22 protein-coding genes are annotated in these 23,896 nt (G+C 40.9%); 9 read left to right on the top strand and 13 right to left on the bottom strand.

All coding sequences use genetic code 11. The features are described from left to right. Window positions 1–4: 4 nt before the first annotated feature. From ACO6HM_RS00635 to ACO6HM_RS00625, 3 genes are all read right to left on the bottom strand, one after another. Window positions 5–901, bottom strand: a complete 897-nt coding sequence (locus ACO6HM_RS00635; RefSeq protein WP_485389279.1) for a carbohydrate ABC transporter permease — start codon at window positions 899–901, stop codon at window positions 5–7. Between the two features lie 12 nt (window positions 902–913). Next, window positions 914–1,846, bottom strand: a complete 933-nt coding sequence (locus ACO6HM_RS00630) for an ABC transporter permease (protein ID WP_485389278.1) — start codon at window positions 1,844–1,846, stop codon at window positions 914–916. Between the two features lie 137 nt (window positions 1,847–1,983). Beyond that, window positions 1,984–3,630, bottom strand: coding sequence for an extracellular solute-binding protein (locus ACO6HM_RS00625; protein WP_485389277.1), 1,647 nt, complete (start codon window positions 3,628–3,630; stop codon window positions 1,984–1,986). Between the two features lie 368 nt (window positions 3,631–3,998). On the opposite strand from ACO6HM_RS00625, the gene nagZ reads away from it, so the two are divergent. The 5 genes from nagZ to yihA all read left to right on the top strand — a co-directional run bounded on the left by nagZ (window position 3,999) and on the right by yihA (window position 8,526). Beyond that, entirely contained in the window at window positions 3,999–5,522 is a 1,524-nt protein-coding gene (gene nagZ / locus ACO6HM_RS00620; RefSeq protein WP_485389276.1) for a beta-N-acetylhexosaminidase, read from the top strand. Beyond that, entirely contained in the window at window positions 5,515–6,408 is an 894-nt protein-coding gene (locus ACO6HM_RS00615; protein WP_485389275.1) for a MurR/RpiR family transcriptional regulator, read from the top strand. The genes nagZ and ACO6HM_RS00615 overlap by 8 nt, the downstream gene beginning before the upstream one ends. Window positions 6,409–6,610: 202 nt before the next feature. Beyond that, window positions 6,611–6,934: a DUF6145 family protein gene (locus ACO6HM_RS00610; protein ID WP_208429573.1), complete on the top strand. Its 324-nt coding sequence runs from the start codon at window positions 6,611–6,613 to the stop codon at window positions 6,932–6,934. Then, a complete protein-coding gene (gene dusB, locus ACO6HM_RS00605; protein WP_485389274.1) occupies window positions 6,931–7,926 on the top strand; it encodes a tRNA dihydrouridine synthase DusB in 996 nt (331 codons plus the stop codon). The genes ACO6HM_RS00610 and dusB overlap by 4 nt, the downstream gene beginning before the upstream one ends. A gap of 3 nt (window positions 7,927–7,929) precedes the next feature. Beyond that, a complete protein-coding gene (gene yihA / locus ACO6HM_RS00600) occupies window positions 7,930–8,526 on the top strand; it encodes a ribosome biogenesis GTP-binding protein YihA/YsxC (RefSeq protein ID WP_485378510.1) in 597 nt (198 codons plus the stop codon). Here the strand turns inward: yihA and ACO6HM_RS00595 are convergent. After that, complete coding sequence (locus tag ACO6HM_RS00595; protein ID WP_485389273.1) at window positions 8,492–9,025, bottom strand: DUF4364 family protein; 534 nt, start codon at window positions 9,023–9,025, stop codon at window positions 8,492–8,494. The genes yihA and ACO6HM_RS00595 overlap by 35 nt on opposite strands. A gap of 177 nt (window positions 9,026–9,202) precedes the next feature. Here ACO6HM_RS00595 and rho point away from each other — a divergent pair, with 177 nt between their 5' ends. The 3 genes from rho (at window position 9,203) to ACO6HM_RS00580 (ending at window position 13,661) form a co-directional block, all read left to right on the top strand. Then, window positions 9,203–11,116 carry a transcription termination factor Rho gene (gene rho / locus ACO6HM_RS00590; protein ID WP_485389272.1) on the top strand — a complete coding sequence of 638 codons (1,914 nt, stop codon included), beginning with the start codon at window positions 9,203–9,205 and terminating at the stop codon, window positions 11,114–11,116. Between the two features lie 16 nt (window positions 11,117–11,132). After that, entirely contained in the window at window positions 11,133–11,972 is an 840-nt protein-coding gene (locus ACO6HM_RS00585) for a TrmH family RNA methyltransferase (RefSeq protein ID WP_485389271.1), read from the top strand. A 174-nt stretch (window positions 11,973–12,146) separates the two neighbouring features. After that, window positions 12,147–13,661 (top strand): Cna B-type domain-containing protein, encoded by a 1,515-nt coding sequence (locus ACO6HM_RS00580; RefSeq protein WP_485389270.1) that lies wholly within the window; start codon window positions 12,147–12,149, stop codon window positions 13,659–13,661. 420 nt (window positions 13,662–14,081) lie between these two features. Here the strand turns inward: ACO6HM_RS00580 and ACO6HM_RS00575 are convergent, their stop codons facing one another. The 9 genes from ACO6HM_RS00575 to ACO6HM_RS00535 form a co-directional block, all read right to left on the bottom strand. Beyond that, complete coding sequence (locus ACO6HM_RS00575) at window positions 14,082–14,765, bottom strand: V-type ATP synthase subunit D (protein WP_208429565.1); 684 nt, start codon at window positions 14,763–14,765, stop codon at window positions 14,082–14,084. Between the two features lie 240 nt (window positions 14,766–15,005). Further along, a complete protein-coding gene (locus ACO6HM_RS00570; protein ID WP_485389269.1) occupies window positions 15,006–16,379 on the bottom strand; it encodes a V-type ATP synthase subunit B in 1,374 nt (457 codons plus the stop codon). Beyond that, the gene (locus ACO6HM_RS00565; RefSeq protein WP_485389268.1) at window positions 16,379–18,148 is read right to left on the bottom strand and encodes a V-type ATP synthase subunit A; all 1,770 of its coding nucleotides are present in this window, start codon (window positions 18,146–18,148) and stop codon (window positions 16,379–16,381) included. The genes ACO6HM_RS00570 and ACO6HM_RS00565 overlap by 1 nt, the downstream gene beginning before the upstream one ends. A gap of 11 nt (window positions 18,149–18,159) precedes the next feature. Continuing rightward, a complete protein-coding gene (locus ACO6HM_RS00560) occupies window positions 18,160–18,477 on the bottom strand; it encodes a V-type ATP synthase subunit F (protein ID WP_485389267.1) in 318 nt (105 codons plus the stop codon). Continuing rightward, on the bottom strand, window positions 18,470–19,441 hold the full coding sequence (locus tag ACO6HM_RS00555; protein ID WP_485389266.1) for a V-type ATPase subunit: 972 nt from the start codon (window positions 19,439–19,441) through the stop codon (window positions 18,470–18,472). Before ACO6HM_RS00555 ends, ACO6HM_RS00560 begins: the two co-directional genes overlap by 8 nt. A 23-nt stretch (window positions 19,442–19,464) precedes the next feature. Continuing rightward, window positions 19,465–20,055, bottom strand: coding sequence for a V-type ATP synthase subunit E (locus tag ACO6HM_RS00550; protein WP_485389265.1), 591 nt, complete (start codon window positions 20,053–20,055; stop codon window positions 19,465–19,467). 132 nt (window positions 20,056–20,187) lie between these two features. Continuing rightward, window positions 20,188–20,679 (bottom strand): V-type ATP synthase subunit K, encoded by a 492-nt coding sequence (locus tag ACO6HM_RS00545; RefSeq protein WP_328706820.1) that lies wholly within the window; start codon window positions 20,677–20,679, stop codon window positions 20,188–20,190. 29 nt (window positions 20,680–20,708) lie between these two features. Beyond that, complete coding sequence (locus ACO6HM_RS00540) at window positions 20,709–22,748, bottom strand: V-type ATP synthase subunit I (protein WP_485389264.1); 2,040 nt, start codon at window positions 22,746–22,748, stop codon at window positions 20,709–20,711. Window positions 22,749–22,810: 62 nt separating this feature from the next. Then, on the bottom strand, window positions 22,811–23,119 hold the full coding sequence (locus ACO6HM_RS00535; protein ID WP_485389263.1) for a hypothetical protein: 309 nt from the start codon (window positions 23,117–23,119) through the stop codon (window positions 22,811–22,813). Window positions 23,120–23,573: 454 nt separating this feature from the next. Here ACO6HM_RS00535 and ACO6HM_RS00530 point away from each other — a divergent pair, with 454 nt between their 5' ends. Next, entirely contained in the window at window positions 23,574–23,876 is a 303-nt protein-coding gene (locus ACO6HM_RS00530; RefSeq protein WP_485389262.1) for a Dabb family protein, read from the top strand. Window positions 23,877–23,896 lie beyond the last annotated feature (20 nt).

Here is a 23,896-nt window from a genome sequence, read left to right as displayed (position 1 = left end):
TTCATTATCCCTTCACAGCCCCTACAGTCAATCCTTTTACAAAGTATTTCTGTAAAAACGGATATATTATAATTATTGGTAAAGTTGAAGTTATAATTACGGCAGTCTTTATAGCTATACCAATGGTGCTCTTGTCCGCAGAGCCTGCTCCGTCACCCACCATAAGGGTTCCGTTTACTATATTTCTTAGTAAGAGCATTACAGGATACTGGTCGCTCTTTAGGTAAATGAGTGAGTTAAACCAGTCATTCCAGAAAAATACTGCATAGTAGAGGGCAATGGTAGCGACTACAGGCTTTGAAAGCGGAATAACTACCCTGCGAAGTATCCCCCAGTAGCCCAGTCCGTCTATAAGTGCGGCCTCTTCAAGCTCGTGCGGAAATGACTGAAATGAATTAACCATAATTATAAGGTTGAACTGGTTGATGGCAAAAGGAAGCAGCATGGCAAACCTTGTGCCTGCAAGGTGAAGTGAGCTTACAAGGAGGTAGTTAGGTATCATACCGCCTGTAAAGAACATTGAAAAGACCACCAGCTTGATGAAAAACTTATGTCCCCTAAGGTCAACCTTTGAGAGTGGATAAGCAAACATAATGGTCATAAACATTGCTATGGAAGTACCAAGGATGGTGTAAAGAAATGTATTTCCATAGGATCTAAAGAAGTTAGGATATTCAAATATCTGCCTGTAGGCATCTACATTGAAGTCCACAGGTAGTAAGTAAACCTGATTATTAAGTATCGCCTTGGTGCCGGAAAGGGACAGGGCAAGCATATATATGAAAGGTATCACGCAGATAATAACCACCAAGACCATTATTACATAGATGGCAAAGTTAAATACCTTACTGGTAAAGCTTTGAGGCTTTTTTGATTTTACGATTTCTTTTTCTTTCATCATCTTTCTTCTCTCTTAGTATAAAGAATTTCCGGTAATCTTGCTGCTAAGCTTATTTGCACCGGTTACCAGTACAAGACCGATAATGCCGCCAAAAAGACCTATGGCTGTGGCAAGGGAGTAGTTCTGGTTCATAAGACCGGTTCTGTAGACAAGGGTGTCTATGATGTCACTCACACCTGAGTTGGATGGGGTGTACATGAGAAGAATCTTCTCATAACCAAGGCTTAAGAGCCTTCCTATGTTAAGGATTAGCATAACCATGATGGTTGGAAGTATGGAATGAATAGTTATATACCATATCTTCTGAAGCTTGCCCGCACCGTCTATCTCCGCAGCCTCATAGAGGTCACTGCTTATACCTGTAATGGCAGAGAGATAGATAATGGCTGTCCAGCCGGTATATTGCCAAGCCTCTGAAATGATGTAAAGAGGTCTAAAGAATGCAGGTTCATTCATAAAATAAATCGGATCCATACCGTTTGCTTTAAGTATTTCATTTAATATACCTGAGCTTGGAGAAAGTATTTCATTCATTATAGCTATTACTACAACTATAGAAATAAATCTTGGCATGTAAGAAACTGTCTGTACAAATTTCTTGAAGGTCTTATTAGTAATTTCATTGGCCAGTATTGCGAAAATAATTGGCAATGGGAAGTTAATTACTAAGTTTGTAAGAGAAATGACAAGGGTATTCTTAAATGCCTGCCAAAAGCTTGGATCTTTTAAGAACCTCTGAAAATACCTTAGAGTCCAGGTTGTACCAAACATACCTTTACCCGGCTGATATCTTCTAAAGGCAAGTACATTGCCCGCCATAGGTACATACTTAAATACAATGAAGTAGATGAGGGGGATAAGGAGCATAAGATACAATGCACCATATCTTTTCAAATATCTTTTTAACGGTGTTTTCCTAATTTCAGCTGATTTATTTTCTTTCATACCTGTTATCCTTTTAAAATTGTGGCTGCTTTTATAAGCAGCCACATAAAATGTTAAGATATCTCAATCATTCATCCAACCGGCCGCAGACACCCTATTCTGCTTAGTACACTGGGATAAATGATTTGGGGATTAAATTATTTTTTAAGGTTGTCGTTATACATCTTGCAGTATTCTTCGATTCCGAGATCCTTCATTTCTTTTACATAAGCATCCCAGTCGCTATCTACGCTCTTTTTACCTGTGATAAATGCATCTGCCCATACCTCAAACTTATCAGCGAGAGGGGTGGAGAGTGAAGCGGCATCTTCTGCGGTTACATCATCAAAAGCAGGAGCAGGTGGTACGGACTGAATTGCATTAGGCATTGCAGCAACTTCTTCGTTTATCTTCTTGAAGTTGTCATCATACTTTGTAAGCTCTAAGTCGAGGAGCCATACCTGTTGGGTTCCGTTTGCTCCACAGCCATAATCAACCTGCATCTGCTTGAAGATTCCGTTAGGAGCCTTCTGTATTTCTTCGTTATAAACTATCTTGTCGCCTTCCATCTTGTAGGTAACGCCTTCAACGCCTAAGCACCATACTTTAGCATTTTCCTCTGAATAGAACATTTCGTCTATCTTTCTTACAACCTGCTCAAAGTCTGCTCTCTTTGCAGTATTGGCAGGGAACATAATTCCACCTACTGTTCTTGAACGAGGCTGTGTGTGAGCACCGCTAGGACCTGCAAGAGGTGGATACATCTGAAGCTTGAAGCCGTCGATGTTTGACGCTGCTTCAACTCCGCCTATCTGGTCATAGTATGCCCAAGAAGCTATTGAAGTTCCGTCTGCGAGGCATTTTGCCCACTTATCACCATCGATAGGATCAGCCATTTCAGGATCTAAGAGGCCTTCTTTATAAAGCTTTGCAAGGAAAGCAAAGTATTCTTTACACTTGTCATCAATTGCTCCTGTGAAGTATTCCTTCTTGTCATAGTCATAGCTTAAGGTATATGAGCCTGAAGAGCTGTTCTTACCTACGCTTATGCCAAATGAAGGCATGGTAAATCTGTAAAGAACTCTAGGTCCTGCAAGTATGGTAAGAGGATAGGACTTAGGATTCTCTTCCTTATATGCCTTTAAGATCTTGTAGAAGTCATCAAAGGTCTTAGGAGCTTCAAATCCCTTTTTCTTTAAGAAGTCTTCTCTAAGAATAAGGCCACCGTCATAGAAAGGCTTATCATAAAGGGCAGGCATATAGTAGAGCTTGCCGTCTTTAAGCTTAAGTCGTTCCACATCTTCCTTAAGTCCAAGTTTCTCCACCCAGGCGTTGTAATTAGGTGTCCACTCTGAGTAATCACTGATTGGAACGATGGCACCGTTTAATGCCAAAGAGGCATTCTCACCAACGCTTGACTGATAAAGGATAACATCAGGTGCGTTGTCGGCTGTGTTAAGCGCAAGTGAAACCTTGGTCTGATAGTCGGCTATTGGAATAGCCTCTACATTAAGCTTAACATTGGTGTTCTTCTGAACTGTCTCAAAGGTAAGCCAGTCCTGCTTATAAGGCAGGGTTGCGTTGTCAGGCATATACATGCTGATTTCGATAGGCTTGTCATCTGCCTTTGCTTGCGAAGCAGCACTTGAAGCCTTTGATGCGGTGCTTGTAGTGGAAGCTGTGGAAGCCTTGCCTGATGAGCCATTGTCTGTCCCTGTCTTGCTGCCACCGCAGGCAGTAAGCATTGTAACCGCTGATGCTAAAGCTATAAAGCCTGCCATCAATCTCTGCGATTTCTTTTTCATAATTTTCCTCCTCCGAAAAAATATTTTTTTGTTTACAGAGTTTAGTGAAATAATATTTCACAAGTTGCCATCATGGTATCATCAATCTTGGTAGATGTCAACTATTATATTTGGGAAAATAGGAGTAATTTTAGTGAAATTTTTAGATTAGTCGTGCTGTAATTGAATTGGAGTATAGCTTGTATTTTCTGATATTTGGATAAAAATACGCTAAAATATCGTGTTGAATTCCTTTGAACTTCATCTCTTGTAATAATATTTCACATAAAATTAATTTTGATGAAATTTTACTTTATTATTTTACCTGTTTCCTGTATAATGATGTAGATGATAAGTATTTTATGTGCTACATAAAGGAGAGACTGGTAATGGATATGAATGACAAGAACTTTCTTGCCGGACAGATGATGATGGTAGGATTTAGTGGTGTTGATGAAATCTCAGAGGATTTTACGAGCTTTATAGAAGAATATAAGGTAGGTAATGTAATCCTTTTTAGCGAAAATATATACAGTAAAGAACAGCTAAAGAGGCTTTGTGGTAAGATTCAAGAGGTTGTAAAGAAGGCTACGGGCTATCCTGCGCTCATTTCCATAGACCAGGAGGGAGGTATGGTGTCAAGACTGTCTCCTGACTTGCCGTCTGCACCTGGAGCAATGGCGATTGGAAGAACGGGAGAGCCCCACTACGCCTATGAGGCAGGACTTATAACTGCAAAAGAACTGAGGATGTGCGGGGTGAATTTTGACCTTGCACCATCTTGTGATATCAATAACAACAAGCTAAACCCTGTGATAGGTGTCCGCTCTTATGGTGAGGATGCAGCTACTGTGTACGCTTTTGCTAAGGAGATGGCAAAGGGGCTTAAAGACGGAGGAGTTATTCCCTGCATCAAGCATTTTCCGGGGCATGGCAACACTGACAGCGATTCACATCTGATACTGCCTTCAATCAGTAAAAGCCTTGAAGAGCTTGAAAGAGAGGAGATTTTACCTTTTGCAAGGCTGATAGAGGATGGCATTGATTGCGTCATGACCTCCCACATTATATTTAAGGCACTTGATAAGGACTATCCATGTACTATGTCAAAGGCGGTTCTAACAGGCCTTCTTAGGGAAAAGCTTGGTTTTAGAGGGATAATAGCTACAGACTGTCTTGAAATGGGGGCAATAAAGGAAAACTACGGCTCGGTAGAAGGAGGACTTAAGGCTCTTATGGCAGGGGCTGACCTGCTAACTGTATCTCACGACTATACAGTGGCAAGGGATATACTTGACGCAGTTATCGAAAATGTCGATGTGGACAGGCTTAAGGCATCTGCTAAGAGGATAATTCAGTTAAAAGAAAAGTACGGAATCGGCAGTGAGGTGGACATAGAAGAGCAAGAAATATCAAGATTTAGGACTGTATTTAATGAGCTTCGTTTTAAGTGTATAGATGTCCGTAATAAAGCAGAGGGCAAAAGCCTAACGGTAAATGATGAGACCATAATCCTGGGCTGTCCGTCATGCAGGGTTACCCTTGTGTCAGGAAAACCGCTTGAACTCGACTTTGCTGAGTACCTTGGCAAGAAGCTAAATCTGCCTTTCATAAAGGTACCTCTTGAGCCTGGTAAGGAGGAGAGAGAGGAGATATTATCAAGGCTTGATAAATACATGGATGTGATAATGGGAAGCTACAATGCACATCTTTTTGCTGCTCAGGCTGACTTTGTAAAGGCACTTGAAGAGAAGGTTTGTGGCATGGAAGGAGTGCTTACCCTTGCGGCTCTTCGCAACCCTTACGACTTGGAGCTGGTAAGTGATAAGTCTAATAAGGTTGCCCTATATGAGTATAGTGCGGACATGTTTGACGCATTTGCAAGTTTCCTGAAAGGCGGCGAGAATGAATAGTGACAGCAATCCGTTGTTGAAAATAAAGGCAATATTTAATGACTTTACACCTGTTGAGCAAAAGGTCGCAGAGTTCATCCTTGAGAATCCTGACAAGGTACCGGCAATGTCTATAAAAGAACTGGCTGTGGCAAGTAAGTCAAGTGATGCGTCTGTGATGAGATTTTGTAAAGCTCTCGGATTTTCAGGTTATAGAAACTTCATAGTAGGCCTTACACTTGCAATCGCTGACAATGAAGCGGACACAGGCCTTTATACTGATATAAGGCCTGGAGATTCGGTTAAGAGCGTTGTAAGAAATATATTTAGAAATGAAAGACAGGCACTTACTGATACTGAGAATATACTTAAGACTACAGAAGTAGAAAAAGCTGTCGCCATCCTTACTTCCTGTGAGTCTGTGCATTTCTTTGGGATAGGTGCCTCAGGCCTTGTCTGCCTCGATGCGGTTCAGAAGTTTAGAAGAATAGGAGTAAGCGCCTACGCTCATACAGACTTTCACGATCAGCTTACGAGTGCAGCCCTGCTTGGTAGTAAGGATGCCTGCATCCTCTTTACCTACTCAGGTAAGACTAAGGAGATTCAGCTAATACTTAAGCTCTTAAAGGCTCAGAACTGTAAAATCATAGCTGTAACCCAGCTAAGAAAGACCAATCTCTTAAAGGGTGCAGATGTATATCTAAATGTCTTAACAAGAGAGGTGACTATGAGAAGCGGGGCAACCAGCTCCCGTATAGCCATGCTTAGTATTGTAGACATCCTGCTCTCCTGCGTACTTAGTACAGATTATGACAAGTACGAAAAGAAGCTGCTTAAGACCTACGAGGCCTTACATACAGGGGATACAATCATGTCTGAAAATGAGATTATGAAACTTAACAGTTAGAGCTAAGAATAATTGACTAAGCTCCACAGTTTGTGCTAACATACATTAAAATCTCTGTGAGGGATTGCGCTGCGGCAGATATGAGATGAAGCCTGTGCAGCCTGCTATAGGCGGCAAATCCTGCAAAGTGGGGTTATTCCCATGCAAAAGGAGATTTTTTGGCACGACTTGATATAGGCAATTTACCGTAAGGAGATGTATAATGGACGAAAAACAAATTCTTTGCGTCAGCAATGCGTATTTACATAAATATTATCTGGGAAGTTCGTTCGCCAAACTCCCTACTGCCATAAAGGAGGAGCTTCAGGTAGCCTGTGTGCTCTTTACGGAAAAGGCAGGAGGAATACTCACGCTTTCCTTTGATGATGATAAGAACCTTTACATTCACACTGCAAGCAATGATGATGACTATTCTTATGATGAGATTCACAGCGGTATGCTTCTTAGCAGATTTCAAAAGGAAAAAGAAGAGTTGCTTACAGGCATCGAAAGGTATTATAATGAGCTTGTTAAAGGAGAAGTATGAAAGGCTTTAAGATAGGAAATGTTGAACTAAATGGAAGACTGGTGTTAGGGCCTATGGCGGGGGTGACAGACCTCCCCTTTAGAGTCCTCTGCAAGGAAAACGGAGTAGCACTTACTTATACGGAGATGGTTAGCGCCAAGGGCTTTAAGTATAAGAACAAGAATACAGAAGAACTTATAACGGTAGACGAGAGAGAGCGGCCCACAAGTCTTCAGATATTTGGCTCGGATGCGGATATTATGGGCGAAATGGCGGCTGCAATTAACGACAGGAACTTCGACATCCTGGATGTAAATATGGGCTGTCCCGTACCAAAGGTAGTGAATAACGGCGAAGGCTCGGCTCTTATGGAAACTCCTGAAAAGATAGCTGAGATTGTTAGGAGTTTAAAGAAAAATTCTAAAAAACCCGTCACAATAAAGATAAGGGCAGGCTTTACGGTAGCCAATAAAAATGCTGTCGAGGTAGCAAAGATAGCAGAAGCGGCAGGTGTGGATGCAATAGCTGTACATGGCCGTACCAGGTCGCAGTACTACAGCGGTAAGGCTGACTGGGAGATAATAAAGGCAGTGAAAGAGGCTGTAAGTATACCGATTATAGGAAATGGTGATGTGGTGACAGAGCTTGATGCAAAAAGGATGCTTGAAGAAACAGGCTGTGACGGTATTATGATAGCAAGGGGTGCGAGAGGCAATCCTTGGATATTTAACAGAATAAATGCTTATCTTGAAAGAGGAGAAATTCTCCCACCTCCTACGGCAGATGAATTCCTTTCTATGATACTTAGACAGGCGACCTGGATGATAGAGTACAAGGGGCTATATACGGGAGTAAGAGAGATGAGAAAGCATATAGCCTGGTATACGGCAGGCTATCCTAACTCCACAAAGCTCAGGGGAGAGGTAAATAAGCTTGAAACCTATGAGGACTTACAGAGACTTATGGAAAATTATGTAGACAGTATTCGCACTTCACGAGCATTTGAAAGGTAAAATATGGTAATCAAAAAAGTAGAACTTGAGAAAGTAATCGGTGTAACGAGTAAAATCCCTGATATGCCTTATCCCGAGTTTGCATTTGCAGGGAAATCAAATGTAGGCAAATCATCTTTAATCAATGCACTTATGAACAGAAAAGCCCTTGCCAGGGTGTCTGCTCAGCCGGGAAAAACACAGACGATAAATTATTATAATGTAAATGATAAAATATATCTTGTAGATTTGCCCGGATACGGTTATACTAAGGTAGCGGTAGAAGTTAAAGCTAAATGGGGTAAGATGGTTGAGAAGTACTTGAGACAGTCTAAAATGCTAAAATATGTTTTTTTATTAATTGATAGTAGACATAAGCCATCTGATAACGATATAATGATGTATGAATGGATTGTTAGTCAGGGGGTGACCCCCATTATAGTTGCGACTAAGACAGATAAGCTTAAAAGAAGTCAGATAAAAGGGCAGATGGAACTCATTATGAAAACCCTTAACCTGACATCTAAAGAGCAGCTGCTTCCGTTTTCGTCTGAAACTAAGGTTGGAGTAAATGAACTCTGGGAAATCATTGAGGCGATTTATCCAGAACAAGAGAGTTGAAAAGGAGTGCATATACATCATCACTCTTTTTGCTCCACTCAGCACAGATTTTCTCAGCAATATTTTCAGCAGGTACCGACATACTAAGGCTTAGCAGATTAGTACGGTACTCATTTATGTTAAGATTTACAATGTAGTCACCGCTTCCCGAAGCTTTATAGTTGGCGGTTGCGGAAATGTCGCTTTTGATGGTTTTGAAATTATCACTTAAGTAGGATTTAATTTCATTTTTTATGGATTGATTTATATCATTGCTCAGTAAATCAAGTGTACGCTTACCTTCTTCAGTTGACTTAAAAAAAGAGCTATTCACAGTATTTTCTGATACAATCAGCCCCGTCTCAGAAAGCTCTGAAAGTGCAGTCTGAAGGTTGAAATAAGTCGCATACCCCTTTTGCAGCATAAATTCTGATATTCTTGCGTTTGTAAGGGGGTAGTTGGATGAATTCAGCATATACAGAATCATAAGCTTATATAAAGTCATAGCATTACTAGCCATATAATTAAACCTCCTAAGTGTTATTTAAAATAAGTGTAGTCTGAACATTTTCCCTGATAAGCATAGACTTCTCAAGGTTATTAAAACTGCTAAAAACATGATAACAGTGGTTCGGGCTTTTGTCCAGTTCCTTAAATCCCCCACAATCAACAATATTTATTTTAAAGGAGAATTTAAATGGATTATTCAAAAATGAAAATCTTAGAACTTCGTGAATTAGCTAAAAGTAAAGGTGTAAAAAGTACAACAACGCTTAACAAGGCAGGACTTGTGGCGGCACTTGAAGCACTAGAGAGTGCAGGCACGCAGCCTGTAACGAGGGAGCCTCAAAGAGTGTCTGAGGTAAAAACCCTTTATACCGACAGAAGTACAACTAATACCGGAGTACAGTATGCTAACCGTCCTCAGATGAGGCAGCCTGAGCATATTCAGCGTAACAACTTCCAGAGCAGACCTAATTATACACAGAATAACAATCAGTATTCTAATCAGTCACAGAATCAGGGACAGTATAACAATCAGGCGCAGTATAATAATCAGGGACAGTATAATAATCAGGGACAGTATAATAATCAGGGACAGTATAACAACCAGAACCAGTATAACAACCAGAACCAGTATAACAACCAGAACCAGTATAATAACCAGGGGCAGTATAGTAACCAGAACCAGTATAATAATCAGTATAACAATCAGGGACAGTATAACAACCAGAGTCAGTTTAGCAGTCAGGGGCAGAATAATAACCAGTACAACAATCAGGGACAATCTAACAATCAGAGCCATCAGCCTCCTCTTAATCGTCAGGTGCGTTCTCTCACAAGTGAGGAAGTAAAGCAGAACATGATAGCTGCGGTACATGCAATAACCAGCAATAAGGAGATGGCTGCCAGCATACAGCATCAGTTCCTTGCACTCGGAACCAACGGCGACATCGCAGGGCTTGACTCAGGTGAAACAAAGACAGGTATCTTAGAGATAATGCCTGAAGGCTTTGGATTTATAAGATGTGACAACTATCTTCCGGGAGAAAATGATGTATATGTATCTCCTGCGCAGATAAGGAGATTTAACCTTAAGACAGGTGATATCATAGTTGGAAATACCAGGGTGAAGAATAACTCAGAGAAATTTGCAGCCCTTTTCTACATTAGGACGGTTAATGGCAAGTACATCAAGGAATCACTTGAGCGCCCTAAGTTCGAGGATCTTGTGCCTATCTTCCCTAATAGAAGAATCCGCCTTGAGACACCTAATGATAATGTTATATCTATGCGTATGATAGACCTTATTGCACCTATAGGTAAGGGACAAAGAGGTATGATAGTATCCCAGCCAAAGGCGGGTAAGACTACCCTTCTTAAGCAGATAGCAAAAGCGGTAACTGAGAATAATCCTGAGATGCATGTTATTATCCTCCTTATCGATGAGCGTCCTGAGGAAGTAACTGACATGAAGGATTCAATATCAGGAGATAAGGTTGAGATTATCTACTCCACCTTTGATGAGGCTCCTGAGAACCACAAGCGTGTGGCTGAAATGGTTATTGAACGTGCTAAACGTCTCGTAGAGTATAAGAAGGATGTAATTATACTTCTTGACAGTATCACAAGACTTGCCAGAGCTTACAACCTCATAGTATCACCTAGTGGTAGAACACTTTCAGGTGGTCTTGATCCAGCTGCACTCCACATGCCTAAGCGTTTCTTCGGTGCCGCAAGAAATATGCGTGAGGGAGGAAGCCTTACCATACTTGCTACAGCCCTTGTAGATACAGGAAGCAGGATGGATGATGTAGTTTTTGAGGAATTTAAGGGTACAGGTAATATGGAGCTCGTGCTAGATAGAGGACTATCCGAGAAGAGAATCTTCCCGGCTATCGACCTTGCTAAGTCAAGTACCAGAAGGGATGACTTATTATTTAACCGTAAGGAAGCAGAGGCAAACCATATAATTAAGCGGACTCTATCATCAAAGACAGTTGAAGATGGAATTGAGAATATACTCAAGATATTTAAGAAATTTAATACCAATGAAGAGGCAGTAAACTTCATCAATAGGCAGTTTGGGGATATTAAGCTGATTAAATAAAGGACAGCGTGACTTTATGGAGATTATTAGTAGTAAAGATAATAAAAGGATTAAGTACATACGAAGTCTTTTAGAAAAGGGCAGCATAAGGAAGAAGAACCAAAGCTTTGTAGTTGAGGGAATTAAGCTGGTAGATGAGGCTTTGGAGTATGGCAATGTGCTTGAAATTGTCGTCTCTGAAAGTCTTTATAAGGAGATAGTATCAGGTGATTTATCTAAGAATAACTTGTTGAGTGAGAATGATAAATATATCACAAAGCAGGTAAAACTTGGGACTTCGCTTACAGTTGTTTCAGATGCTGTATTTAAGTCAGTGTCTGAAACAATAACCCCTCAGGGCATCCTTGCAGTGGTAGAAATGCCTGAGTCTGGGCTTTTAGAAGGAAACTACCTTAAAAAAACCTATGAAAAATCCGGTAAGATAAAGCTCTTGGTACTTGAAGACACAGCAGACCCGGGGAATCTCGGCACCATTATGCGTACAGCAGAGGCAGCTGGAGTGACTGGAGTAATTATGGGAAAGGGAACGGTAGATATCTTTAACCCAAAGGTAGTACGTTCAACCATGGGCAGCATCTTTAGGCTGCCTTTTTCCTATGTGGATGACTTAAAAGCCGTTATCATAGGCCTTAAGAGAGATGGAATAAGCTTCTATGCAACCCACCTAAAGGGCAAGGAGAGCTACAGAGATATCTCATACAGTGATAAAGCAGGGATTCTTATAGGCAATGAGGCGAGAGGACTAAGTGATGAGATAGCCAATCTCGCTGATACCTGTGTAATCATACCTATGCATGGGAAGGTAGAATCCTTAAATGCCGCAGTGGCAGCAGCTCTTATGATGTATGAGGTGTGAAATTAATAAAATGTTAAGATTTGTCGGGATGTAACCGAAATGTAACCGAAATGTAACCTTTGTGTGATATAATGACTTTCTGTATACAGGTATGTTTTAGACTGCTATTCAGAATGGAATGTGGTGGTAAAATATACTTTGGTAATAATAATTCAAATGAAGAAGAGGTTGAGTATGAAGAACAAGAAAAAGAACGTGTTCCTAGCTGGACTTATGGTCTTAATGATGATTGTAAGCTTGTTAAGCGGGATGAATCTCGGTGTCGCTAAGGCTGAGGGACCTGATTTTAGCAAGATGTTAGAGCTTAAGATAATCAAGCATTGGGACAGCGAACCCGAGCCTGGTACCAAAGCTGTTTTTAAAATTGAGGCAAAACAGAAAGATAATAATGGCGTAGTTAAACCAGTTAGTAAAGGCGCTATTGATATTATTCTTTCTCTTGATGAGGAAGCTGTAGAGTATTACAATATCAAAGAATCTGAAGATAAAAAAACTTGGACAGCTAATATTTATTTAGAAAAAACTTACCAAGAAGGAGCTGTATTTTATACTGTTGAAGAAAAGGCTACGAAGGTCTTTACTTCTTCTCTTTCTGTTGCGAAAGTAGTTACTGATGATTCGACTATTGAACTCACCAATACAAGAGTTAAGAAGACACTTACTCTTAAGAAAGAATGGAATGCAGGTGATGAAAAAACCGGCACCAAACTTACACTCACAGCAAACGGAGTACCTGCAGGAGAGGTTCTATTATATTCTAAGAATGGCTGGGAAAAGCAGATTTCTCTCCCTGTATACGATTTGGCTGGCAATCCAATTGAATATGCGGTCACAGAGACTAAAATTAATGATGAGACTAAAAAAGTAACTAAAAGCGCTAAATTAGTTGACGATCAAGATAAGCCAGCTGATAAAAAATTGATTTTCGATGATTCTTCTGTAAACAAAGGCAATATCCAGGTAACTAAGACTTGGACAGGAACAGTAGGACAGGCAAGCTTTGGGCTTTTCAAAAAAGGTGGCACAGACAAGCTAAATTATACAGTAAAGGTTGAGAATGCAGGAACTCCTGATAAATCTACGGTAAAGGTTTATAATGTACCTCTTGCTGATGAACTTGGCAATGCTGTACAGTATGAAATTAAGGAGCTTGATGCTAATAATAAAATAGTTGCAAGTGGAGATGCAATAACCTTAAATAACAGGAATTACAGAGTGTCATACGATGAGAAGGGTAACATTACTAACACTGAGATTACAAGTGTAAGTCCTGTTGTACCTACAACTCCAACAGTACCTGCAACAACACCTTTAGTACCTGCAACAACACCTTTAGTGCCTGTTACAACTCCAACACTACCAGAGACAACTCCGGTAGTGACAGTACCAGACGATACAACTCCTCAGGGAGATACAAATATTTCTAACGGAAATACTGAAACAACTCCAGCAGATGAAAACACTGATGACAATGATGGCGTAGTTGATGTAGATGAAGATAAGGTTCCTGAAGGATCTGCCAAGGTTAAAAATGATACTTCAAAAGAGGCTCCTGTAAACGTTGATGAGGATTCTACTCCTGAAGGAACTGCTAACCTCCCTAAAACAGGTGGAACAGTAGGTGGACTCTTGTCAATCCTTGGTATAGTACTTGTAGCCTTAGGACTTGCAGTTAGAAAAAGAAAGTAATAGTTTTAATACTAACCGGATGCTTTGAAAAAACGTGATATCCGCTGTGCATTTTAATGTGTACAGCGGGTTTTTTTTCGTCCATATAACTTAATTTAAAATTCAAGTTCTATTCGATAATTGAATATTTAAATCAATATAAATCTAATAGAATCAAATTCAAATTAAATAATTAAACTATGAATTTTAATGAACTTGACAAGAATAAAAATACCATTGATACTAAATATATCTACAGTCCTGTTTTCCTCTTGTATTCTAACAGGAAATATGTTTAAAACCAATTCAGATGAAATGGTGGAGAACAGCCTATAGCAGATAAATGTTATCTTCTAATATGCAGAAATGATTAAATTTGGAAAAAGAAAAGGACTTCTGATTACAGTATATAATCAAAAGTCCTTTTTAAGTTTAATGGCTTTACTCTTCAGTTATCCTGTTAAAGAGTATTTCCTGTTTTTCTTTATAATGATGTGTCTCTTCAAGCATCATATCCTTAACCTTCATAAGTCTTATCTGAGTACTTCTTTCGTTCTCATCAAGCTTCATGGTTATCATCTTGATATTAGCCTGTAAGGTAGGTATCATAACATATTCAAGAGCATTAACACGCCTTCTGGTCTTTTCAATTTCAGCAGCCATAAGCGAGCAGGATTTCTCAACCTCTGCGAGGGTGATAAGATCCTTCTGAATATTTGAAAGAGAGAGAACGGCAGTGTCAAGGTCGCTTGAGGTAAAGGCAAAACCGTATGAGTAGATATCTCCCTCGTCACTGGTTCTTGTCTTTGTTTCAAACTGAGGTATATTAACACTCATTACATTGCGGGTGCTTACCTCAACTGTCAGCTCCTGCTTAGGTGCCATAAAGGCAACTCTTACAGTTTCATCTGACATAGTAGAGCGGGCTATAACAAAGTTCTTATTTGCATTCTTAAGGTCTTCTTCAACCTTTTCACGCAGAGCTTTGTTTTTTCTAACAAGGTCAAGGAACTCACGCATCAGCTCATCACGCTTGTCCTTTAAGAGCTTATGTCCTCTGGTAGCGGTAATGAGTTTACCTTTAAGCCTCGTAAGCTCCATTCTTGTTGCATTAACAGTTGCCAAATTTTCACCTCCCTTGATAATTGATTGGGTTAATTGCAATGCATAAACGTACGCTACTCATAGCTTACACTGGCGTGTAATCCATTTCGTGTTTGCGGTTTTACGCATAAACGCACGCTACTCATAGACTCCGCTGACGCGTAGTATATTTCGTATCGTTACCCTTCGTAAGCTGACAAATGAGTTTGTAAGCAAGCTTACACTCATTTGTTAGCATTACGAAGTCGTTTATGCGTTAGTTTATTTCTTATCGTAGTATTTATCAAGGTATTCATCTCTGATTCTCTTCAGCTCACTTCTAGGAAGGATTCTGAGGAGATCCCAGCCGATGTTTAAGGTTTCTTCGATGCTTCTGTCTGTTCTAAAGCCCTGTGATACATAGGTAGCTTCAAATTCATCTGCAAACTTAGCATAGAGCTTGTCTATATCTGAAAGAGCTGCCTCACCGAGGATGACCATAAGCTCCTTAGCGTCCTTACCACGAGCATAAGCTGAGAAGAGCTGGTTCATGGTATTTGCATGGTCTGCTCTGGTCTTGCCCTCACCGATACCCTTATCCTTAAGACGGGAAAGAGATGGGAGAACGTTGATAGGTGGCTCAATCTTCTTACGATAAAGATCACGGGAAAGAATAATCTGTCCCTCTGTAATATATCCTGTAAGGTCAGGGATTGGGTGAGTCTTGTCATCCTCAGGCATGGTAAGAATAGGAATCATTGTGATAGATCCGTTCTTTCCATTCTGACGGCCTGCACGCTCATACATAGTAGCAAGGTCAGTATACATGTAACCAGGATATCCACGACGTCCAGGAACTTCCTTACGAGCTGCTGATATCTCACGAAGAGCATCTGCATAGTTGGTAATATCTGTAAGGATAACGAGTACATGCATTCCCTTTTCAAAAGCAAGGAACTCAGCTGTGGTAAGTGCCATCTTAGGAGTAGCAATACGCTCTACAGCAGGGTCATTTGCAAGGTTCATAAAGAGAACGGCTCTATCAATAGCTCCTGTTTCCTTGAAGGACTCTACGAAGTAGTTGGACTCTTCGAAGGTAATACCCATAGCGGCAAATACAACCGCGAATGGCTCATCTGTTCCTACAACCTTTGCCTGACGTGCAATCTGTGCAGCAAGCTCAGCGTGTGGAAGACCTGAACCGGAGAATATAGGGAGCTTCTGTCCACGTACAAGTGTATTAAGTCCGTCAATAGCGGATACACCAGTCTGAATGAACTCCTCAGGGTAGCTTCTTGCAGCAGGGTTCATAGGAAGACCTGCTACGTCACGTCTTTCCTCAGGAAGGATTTCCGGACCGCCATCGATAGGACGTCCAAGACCGTCAAAGACACGAGAGAGCATATCCTCAGATACACCAATCTCCATGCTTCTTCCAAGGAAACGTACCTTAGAGCTCTCAAGGTTGATACCTGTTGAAGACTCGAAAAGCTGTACGAGAGCATTACCATCGTCTATCTCAAGTACCCTGCACCTACGCCTGCTGCCATCAGCAAGCTCAATTTCACCGAGTTCATCGTATGCGACATCAGATACGCCGCGTACGAGCATAAGAGGACCGGCAACCTCTTGTATTGTTCTATATTCTTTTGCCATTAGAAGTCTACCTCCTGTGCTACATCATCTGCTTCTTTAGCAAGGGCTGCTTCGATTTCCTTAAATCTTTCATCAACCTTGTCCTCAGCAGTATATTTAAAACGACCGATAGGCTCACGAACTTCCATAGCTATAAGCTTATTGATATTTGCACCCTTATCAAGAGCCTCAAGACAAATATCATAGAAAGTAAGTATAAGTTTCATAAGCATAAACTGTTTATGAAGAGAAGTATATGTATCTTCCTCCATAAATGCGTTCTGCTGGAGTAAATCCTCTCTTACAGACCTTGCAACTTCCATCTTAAGACGGTCAGGAGCGGAGAGAGCATCTTCACCAACGAGCTGAACCATTTCCTTAAGAGCTGACTCGTCCTGAAGGATAGCCATTACTCTGTTCTTATAAGGAACCCAGTCCTCACTGATATTTTTAGCAAACCAAGGGTCCATTGAGTTATAAAGAGAATAACTCTCAAGCCAGTTGATTGCAGGGAAGTGACGCTGATAAGCAAGGTTAGCATCAAGTCTCCAGAATACCTTTACGATACGCAGAGTTGCCTGAGTAACCGGCTCAGATATATCACCACCGGCAGGGGAAACCGCACCGATAACTGAAAGACTTCCTTCTTTATCCTCTTCACCAAGTACCTTAACTCTACCTGCACGCTCATAGAACTGTGCAAGACGGGAACCAAGGTAAGCCGGGTAACCCTCTTCACCAGGCATTTCCTCAAGACGTCCTGACATCTCACGAAGAGCCTCTGCCCAACGGGAAGTAGAGTCCGCCATAAGAGCTACTGAGTATCCCATATCTCTGAAGTACTCAGCTATGGTAATACCTGTATATACGCTCGCCTCACGAGCCGCAACCGGCATATCTGAGGTATTTGCAATAAGTACTGTTCTCTCCATAAGAGAGTGGCCTGTCTTAGGGTCAATAAGCTCTGGGAACTCGTTAAGAACGTCTGTCATCTCGTTTCCACGCTCACCGCAACCGATATAAACTACGATGTCAGCCTCTGCCCACTTAGCAAGCTGATGCTGAACTACTGTCTTACCTGAACCGAAAGGTCCCGGAACCGCAGCAACACCACCCTTAGCGATAGGGAAGAGGGTATCAACTATTCTCTGTCCTGTGATAAGCGGCATATCAGGAGAAAGTTTCTGCTTGTAAGGACGCTCCTTACGTACAGGCCATTTCTGCATAAGACCGACTTCCTTAGTCTCGCCGTTTGCAGTCTTAACCTTAGCCACCATATCTGTAATCTTGTAGTCACCTTCATTTATCTCAGTGATTTCACCCTCTACGCCCTGTGGAACGAGAATCTTGTGAGATACTACCTGAGTTTCCTGAACTGTTCCGATTATATCACCGTGTGTAACCTTGTCGCCTACCTTCTTAGCAGGGACAAAATGCCACACCTTTTCGCGCTTAAGTGCAGGAACTTCAACACCACGGCTGAGGAGGTTTCCTCCTGTTACCTTCATGATATCGTCAAGAGGTCGCTGAATTCCGTCGTAAATACTTCCGATAAGACCAGGTCCTAACTCAACGCTCATAGGGTATCCCGTTGACTCAACAGGTGCTCCCGGAGCAAGACCGGAGGTCTCTTCGTAAACCTGTATAGAAGCTTCATCACCGTGCATTTCGATGATTTCTCCTATAAGACGCTGCTCACTTACACGAACAACGTCGAACATATTTGCTCCGCCCATACCTCTAGCTATAACAAGAGGTCCGGCGATTTTTTTGATTGTTCCTGTATTCATTATTATGCTCCTTAGTTATTAAAGATGATATCTGAACCAACTGCCTGTTCCACAGACTTCTTAACTAACTCGATTCCCTTTCCGGTATTGCCGGAAACTCCTGGAATGAGTATGATCGCAGGAAGCAGCTCTTCCCTATAATGATCAATCAAGTCGCTTAATTTATCAGCAAGAGCCTCAGTCATGTAGATGATGGAGTAGTCCATATCTGCAAGCTCACGAAGCTTCTTGGCTGCTTCAGCCTGGTCGGTAAAAGGGAAGGTGTCAAAACCAAGAGCACCGAAACCATAGATACTATCTATGTCTCCCATAACTGCTATTCTAGACATACGTTTCCCTTACCCTTTCCCTGAGAGAATCATCGGAGAGGTTATTAACCTTGCCTGAGAGTATAATTCTCACAGATTTTATTTCATTTTCTCTTGCAAGTATATAAGCAGCAAGAGGTCCGATTGAAAACGGATTATGACGCTGTGGACGAATTTTTGCAATTATCAGATTATCACACCACCGTTCAAATGCTGAAGGGGATTTCTTAATCTCAGGAACTGCATCCAAATAGGCTGTGTGAGAAAGATATTCGTAAATTGCATCAAGGCTTTCTGTAGCGGCTTTTGCAAGTCTGTCTACATTAAGAGAATCACATGGAGCAAGTGCCTTTTCAAGGAAAGAGATATCTTTACCTATCATGCAGGCTCTTATTGCAGTCTTAATGTCTGCAGATGCCACTGTGAGTTCTCCGTACAATTCAAGTATTTCATTACCTGATTTTTTGCCGGACTCATATATTTTAGTAAGTGCAGCCTTGTCGATAATGATATCGCAAAGCCCACCGTCGCCTGTGTGTAAAAGAGTATCAAGGGCTTCCGCAGCGACCTTCTGCATATCAGATGGAAGTGAGGAAAATTCCCTCTGTCCAAGCGCCTTACGGATGATTTCAGGATCTATAGAGCACTGATCCTTAGCGAAGTAAATGTCATCACGGTTTATCTGCTCAGCGGCAGACTTAACTGCAGCCTTAAGGTTGTGATAATCATTTGCGTAGAGAAATACATCGAAGACGTGTGGATCGGAAACAAGCTCAGAAATGAACTTCCAAGTCTTATCCCTCTCGTTCTTTAGTATGGTGGATAAAGACATCGATTCATCTATGTCCCAACCATGGTCTGATAACAGGCGAAGGCATTCATCATAGCTTTTAGCGGCGAGAAGAGATTCGAGAACCGAGCTGGTTAAAAGACGAAGCTCAGCACTGCGGATTCTCGCGACCGCATAAACATATTCTTCTGACATATTACCTCCAGGTTTTTTCATGGTTAAAACAAGAGTTTCTGAATTTTATCCTGTACTGACTCTATATGTGTCTCAAAAAGTGAGGTTATAGAGCAGTTCTGGTCTATACCTTCATAAAGAAGTACAAAACCGCCGTCTATAGGACGGGTTTCTTTAGATACAGTGAGCTTTCCGCCCTTAGCAGCCGCAACCACGTTAAGCTTTGTTTCGAAGTCAGCAGGAAGTCTTGAAAGATCCTTTGCATTGAAGATGATTGTACCTTCAGCAGGGCTTACATTCTTTTCTGCTAATTTTAATATCTTTTCAAAATATACATTATCAGGAAGAGCATAGATTAAATTCTTAGCTTCTTCTATTACTTCACCTATCAGTTTTTGCTTTTCCTCAAGAATCAGACGGCGCTTTCTAAGAGCAGCAGCTGATTCAGCAGTGGATTTGCTGGCAGACAGGCGAACAGAAACATCGTGATTTATTTTCGCGACAGCTTCTGCGGCTTCTTTTTCAGCACCGGCGAGTATGCTTTTAGCCTCAGCGTTTGCCTTATCAATGATGGCAGCTACGCTTTTATCAGCATCAGCTTTTATTTCGCTGGTGATTTTTTCTAATCCTGTCATGTTGCCTCCTTGTTATTATTTTTACGAAATGATGACATTACAAGCTGTATGTCATAGGATGTTCTTTCACATTTTACTTTGAAAGAACGGCTAAATTTCTAAATCCGTACTTAAAAAGATATTTAGCGGAAGTTAGAAATTCATTCCGTTAACACCGATGAGTGCAAGGAAGGAAACAAGAAGTGCTAAGATTGCATAAGTCTCAACCATTGAAGGGAAGATCATTGACTTACCGAACTGGTCAGGGCGTTTTGCTGCAAGTGCGATAGAAGCAACGGCAGCCTTAGCCTGGAATACAGCTGATACATAGCCTGCAATAGCTATAGGCATACAAGCTGCAAAATAAGCAAGTCCCTTAACAAGTGAAATCTCCTGAACATTACCACCGATTACTCCAAGGTTAAGGAGTGCAATGAAGGCAATGAGAAGACCATAAATACCCTGTGTACCAGGAAGAAGCTGTAATACAAGAACACGACCGAACTGGCTAGGATCATCAGTAACAACACCTGCTGCAGCCTGACCTGCAATACCAACACCCTTAGCTGAACCGGCACCTGCAACACCTGCTGCTAGTGCAGCACCAAGAACTGCAAAGAAAAGACCTAAACCTGACATAAAAATTACCTCCAAATTTTAAAATTAGTTTGTTTTTATTTTTCTTTAACTACAAAATATTTTGTGTTTTCGGTGAAAGGAACAAATTCCTTTCCGCCACCGTTATAGAACTTACCGAAGAACTCAACGTACTCAAGACGGTTGGTATGCACATAAGCACCAAGCGCGTTGATGAGAATATTAATGGTATGTCCTACGACAAATATTACTATGAAGAATATAAGTCCAAATAAGCTTCCGCCCGGCATAACTGCGATTGTGTTAAATACCTGAGAAATAACACCTGTAGCAAGACCAAGAGCAAGAAGTCTTGAGTAGGAGAGTACGTCACTTAAATATCCGCTTATGCCGTAAAGTGCATAAAGACCTTTAAGAAGCCTCTTAAGAGGATTGGTCGACTCTCTGCCTCCCATTACGAGTATTCCCAACGCTCCGACAATGGCACATACTGTGAAGAGTGTGACAACTGCCTGTGGGAAGTTAATGCTGAACTTGAACATATTTTGAATCATTTCTGTAGTAAGTAACAGTCCCAAAAGACCGCCAAAGAAAAGATACCAGCATATTACGTCAAATACAGCTTCAATTATCTTACCCTGTTTCAAGTAGGTATAAAGTGCAATTCCGAGTCCAAAGAGAAGATGGACTATACCGATGATGAATGCTATACCAAGTAAGGTTACCGGATCCTTAATAGGATCAAGTAAATAAGGTAAGTTAACTTCTTTTCCTAAGAAAGTTCCTGTAAATTTAGGTATTGCATCTCCGAAGAAACTTCCGAAGATAAACCCCCAAATCGTCGTACCTATACCACAACCTAAGAACATCTGCATCATTCTCTTTGTACCTTCTTCAAGTCTGCCCTTGAATTTAGTAAGTATAAAGAGAGTAGCAAATACCATTATCAGACCATAAGCGGCATCTGAAAGCATAAGGCCGTAAAGTCCATAATAGAATAAAGAAGCAATGAAGGTTGGATCAACCTCACCCTTTCCGGGAAGTGCATAACCTGCAACAACTCCCTCAATAGGGGAAGCATAAGCGTTGTTTGATAATTTAACAGGTACATCCTCATCGTCAGAAGGATTGCTGTATTCAACAACACAGTCAAACTTAGAAGTGATGGCACTATCAAGGGTTTTGACCTCTCTTTCCGGTATGTAACCGGTGATGCAAAATACTCTCTTTGACTGGAAAAGTCCACCGATAACGCCGTATTTGTCGGCTCTCATTGTGAAGTAGTCAACCATGAAAGTAATTTCACTTCTTCTTGAAGCGAGCTCTACAATCTTATTTGTAGAAGTCTTAATGATTTCTTCCTGTTTTGCCAAATCCCTGGCAATACTCTTTTCCTGCTCCGCAGGAACCACACCGGGAAGAGCCGGTCTTGCAAAGCTTAAGGCACGCAGGGCATCCTCTGTTTCCTTTGCATCGGTGTTGTGACAGATAATGAGGACACAGGTTTGTTCCTCGTTACTGCTAATGATGGAGATATCTACTTTCTGTACATTTGGTGCCTTTTCGGCAAATGCAAGCTGCAAAGAGCTTTGATCGTAAGCAGCAGGAAATGTTCCGATGAATGCTTTGGTATGTTTAGTACCTTTGTAATCAAGCGGAAGCTCAAATCCAAGCCACGGTGCAAGAGTTTCTCTTTGATTTAGAAGCTTTGGTATCTCGGCTTCAGCTTCAGCTTTGCTTTTGTTAAGGCTGTTCAGCTCGTAGACCACATCCATAATCTCGTCACGCTTAGTTACAAGTGCCTCATAGTCAGAACAGCTCATCTTGTCTCTGCCTGCAAATGAATCCATCATTCCGGATTTTACAGGTGCTTCTCTGTCAAGGACTGATAACGCCTGAGTAGCAAGAATTGCATTTTTCTCAAAAGTAGTCTTGGCAGAGGATGTATCAGTTTGCTTAAAGAAGGTGTCTGCTTCGCCGTCTTTGCCGGTAAAGATTTCTTTGCCTGCATCTGCATTTATCTGAACTACGCCAAGTCTTTGAAGGCTTTCGAGAATATTCTTTCTATCCTTTTTAAGGGCAGCTATGAACACGCGTTTCATAGGTAGTACGGACATGTTTTAACTCCTCCTTTCTTGTTATTTTTTAATGCATTTAGCAGAGATGTATACCGGAGAAATTAGAACAACATCTCAGTAACATTTTCTGCCACTTCCCGTTTCTTGCTTTCTGCCTTAGTACGAAGTGCCCTAACTTCTTCAGAGCTTTCGCTATCCGCTTTCTGCAGGTAGCCTTCGTTAGCTTTGCTAAGTTCAGCAAGCTTAGCTTCTGCTTCTGCTTTAGCAGCAGAAATCTTTGCGGAAACAACTTCTTTTGCTTCAGAATGGGCTCTTGAAATAATTTCAGCAGCCTGTTCTTTTGCTTCACGTTCGCTGGCTTCGGCCTGTTTTTCGGCCTCGCGAATAACGCTGATTGAATCAGTTGACAATAATCATCACCGCCTCTCGGGTATTATAGTATAGGATTTTTCTATCAAAAACCTATCTTATATTTTATCGCAATACTTAGGTATAGTCAATCGAGATTAGTGATTTTGTTCAGATTTTCGCCAGAAAAAATAAAAAAAATAACAAAATCATCTTCAAATTAAATCTATTACTATTGCTATACGAAATATTGTGAAAAAAATATCATTTTAGAAACTTATTTTTTGTGACTGCGAAAGTTAAAATGCTATTTTTAGCTAACCGCAGGCACGTATATTATATCGGCATAAATCGCATAAATAATAATATTGTCAGAATAAATTCTTTTTAAATTGTCTTGTATATATTTTAAACTTGGGGTATCATTCCTAAGTGCCATAGTTAATATGACATATAAGAAAGTATGTGAAGCAAAATCTATGTTAAAATGGAAACAAAATAATCGAGGAGGGAAATATGGTAAAGCACATTGTTTTATGGAAACTGAAAGAAGAACTAAGTAAAGAAGAGAAAGACAAGGTAAAAAAGGAGATTAAAGAAGGTCTTTTAGGACTTAAAGGTAAGATTAAAGAGATAGTAGAAATCAAGGTAAATACCGAAGGAATGGAAGGCTCAACAGTTGATGTGCTGCTTGATACGGTATTTGAAAATGAAGAGGCACTTAAAGCCTATGCTGCCCATCCTGACCACATAGCTGTAGGTATAGCGAAAATCAAGCCGTTTATGGCTGAGAGAATCTGCTATGACTATGAGTTCTAAACGCAGGATATAAGCACTAA

It is taken from the genome of Catonella sp. (assembly GCF_057250765.1).
The sequence above is the reverse complement of the archived record's forward strand: the minus strand, read 5'-3'. Positions and strand labels throughout refer to the sequence as shown.

Bases quoted from the DNA above. Each gene is read 5' to 3' on its own strand.
- ACO6HM_RS00635 (WP_485389279.1), bottom strand. From the start codon at position 901: ATGATGAAAGAAAAAGAAATCGTAAAATCAAAAAAGCCTCAAAGCTTT.
- ACO6HM_RS00630 (WP_485389278.1), bottom strand. From the start codon at position 1,846: ATGAAAGAAAATAAATCAGCTGAAATTAGGAAAACACCGTTAAAAAGA.
- ACO6HM_RS00625 (WP_485389277.1), bottom strand. From the start codon at position 3,630: ATGAAAAAGAAATCGCAGAGATTGATGGCAGGCTTTATAGCTTTAGCA.
- nagZ (WP_485389276.1), top strand. From the start codon at position 3,999: ATGGATATGAATGACAAGAACTTTCTTGCCGGACAGATGATGATGGTA.
- ACO6HM_RS00615 (WP_485389275.1), top strand. From the start codon at position 5,515: ATGAATAGTGACAGCAATCCGTTGTTGAAAATAAAGGCAATATTTAAT.
- ACO6HM_RS00610 (WP_208429573.1), top strand. From the start codon at position 6,611: ATGGACGAAAAACAAATTCTTTGCGTCAGCAATGCGTATTTACATAAA.
- dusB (WP_485389274.1), top strand. From the start codon at position 6,931: ATGAAAGGCTTTAAGATAGGAAATGTTGAACTAAATGGAAGACTGGTG.
- yihA (WP_485378510.1), top strand. From the start codon at position 7,930: ATGGTAATCAAAAAAGTAGAACTTGAGAAAGTAATCGGTGTAACGAGT.
- ACO6HM_RS00595 (WP_485389273.1), bottom strand. From the start codon at position 9,025: ATGGCTAGTAATGCTATGACTTTATATAAGCTTATGATTCTGTATATG.
- rho (WP_485389272.1), top strand. From the start codon at position 9,203: ATGGATTATTCAAAAATGAAAATCTTAGAACTTCGTGAATTAGCTAAA.
- ACO6HM_RS00585 (WP_485389271.1), top strand. From the start codon at position 11,133: ATGGAGATTATTAGTAGTAAAGATAATAAAAGGATTAAGTACATACGA.
- ACO6HM_RS00580 (WP_485389270.1), top strand. From the start codon at position 12,147: ATGAAGAACAAGAAAAAGAACGTGTTCCTAGCTGGACTTATGGTCTTA.
- ACO6HM_RS00570 (WP_485389269.1), bottom strand. From the start codon at position 16,379: ATGGCAAAAGAATATAGAACAATACAAGAGGTTGCCGGTCCTCTTATG.
- ACO6HM_RS00565 (WP_485389268.1), bottom strand. From the start codon at position 18,148: ATGAATACAGGAACAATCAAAAAAATCGCCGGACCTCTTGTTATAGCT.
- ACO6HM_RS00560 (WP_485389267.1), bottom strand. From the start codon at position 18,477: ATGTCTAGAATAGCAGTTATGGGAGACATAGATAGTATCTATGGTTTC.
- ACO6HM_RS00555 (WP_485389266.1), bottom strand. From the start codon at position 19,441: ATGTCAGAAGAATATGTTTATGCGGTCGCGAGAATCCGCAGTGCTGAG.
- ACO6HM_RS00550 (WP_485389265.1), bottom strand. From the start codon at position 20,055: ATGACAGGATTAGAAAAAATCACCAGCGAAATAAAAGCTGATGCTGAT.
- ACO6HM_RS00540 (WP_485389264.1), bottom strand. From the start codon at position 22,748: ATGTCCGTACTACCTATGAAACGCGTGTTCATAGCTGCCCTTAAAAAG.
- ACO6HM_RS00530 (WP_485389262.1), top strand. From the start codon at position 23,574: ATGGTAAAGCACATTGTTTTATGGAAACTGAAAGAAGAACTAAGTAAA.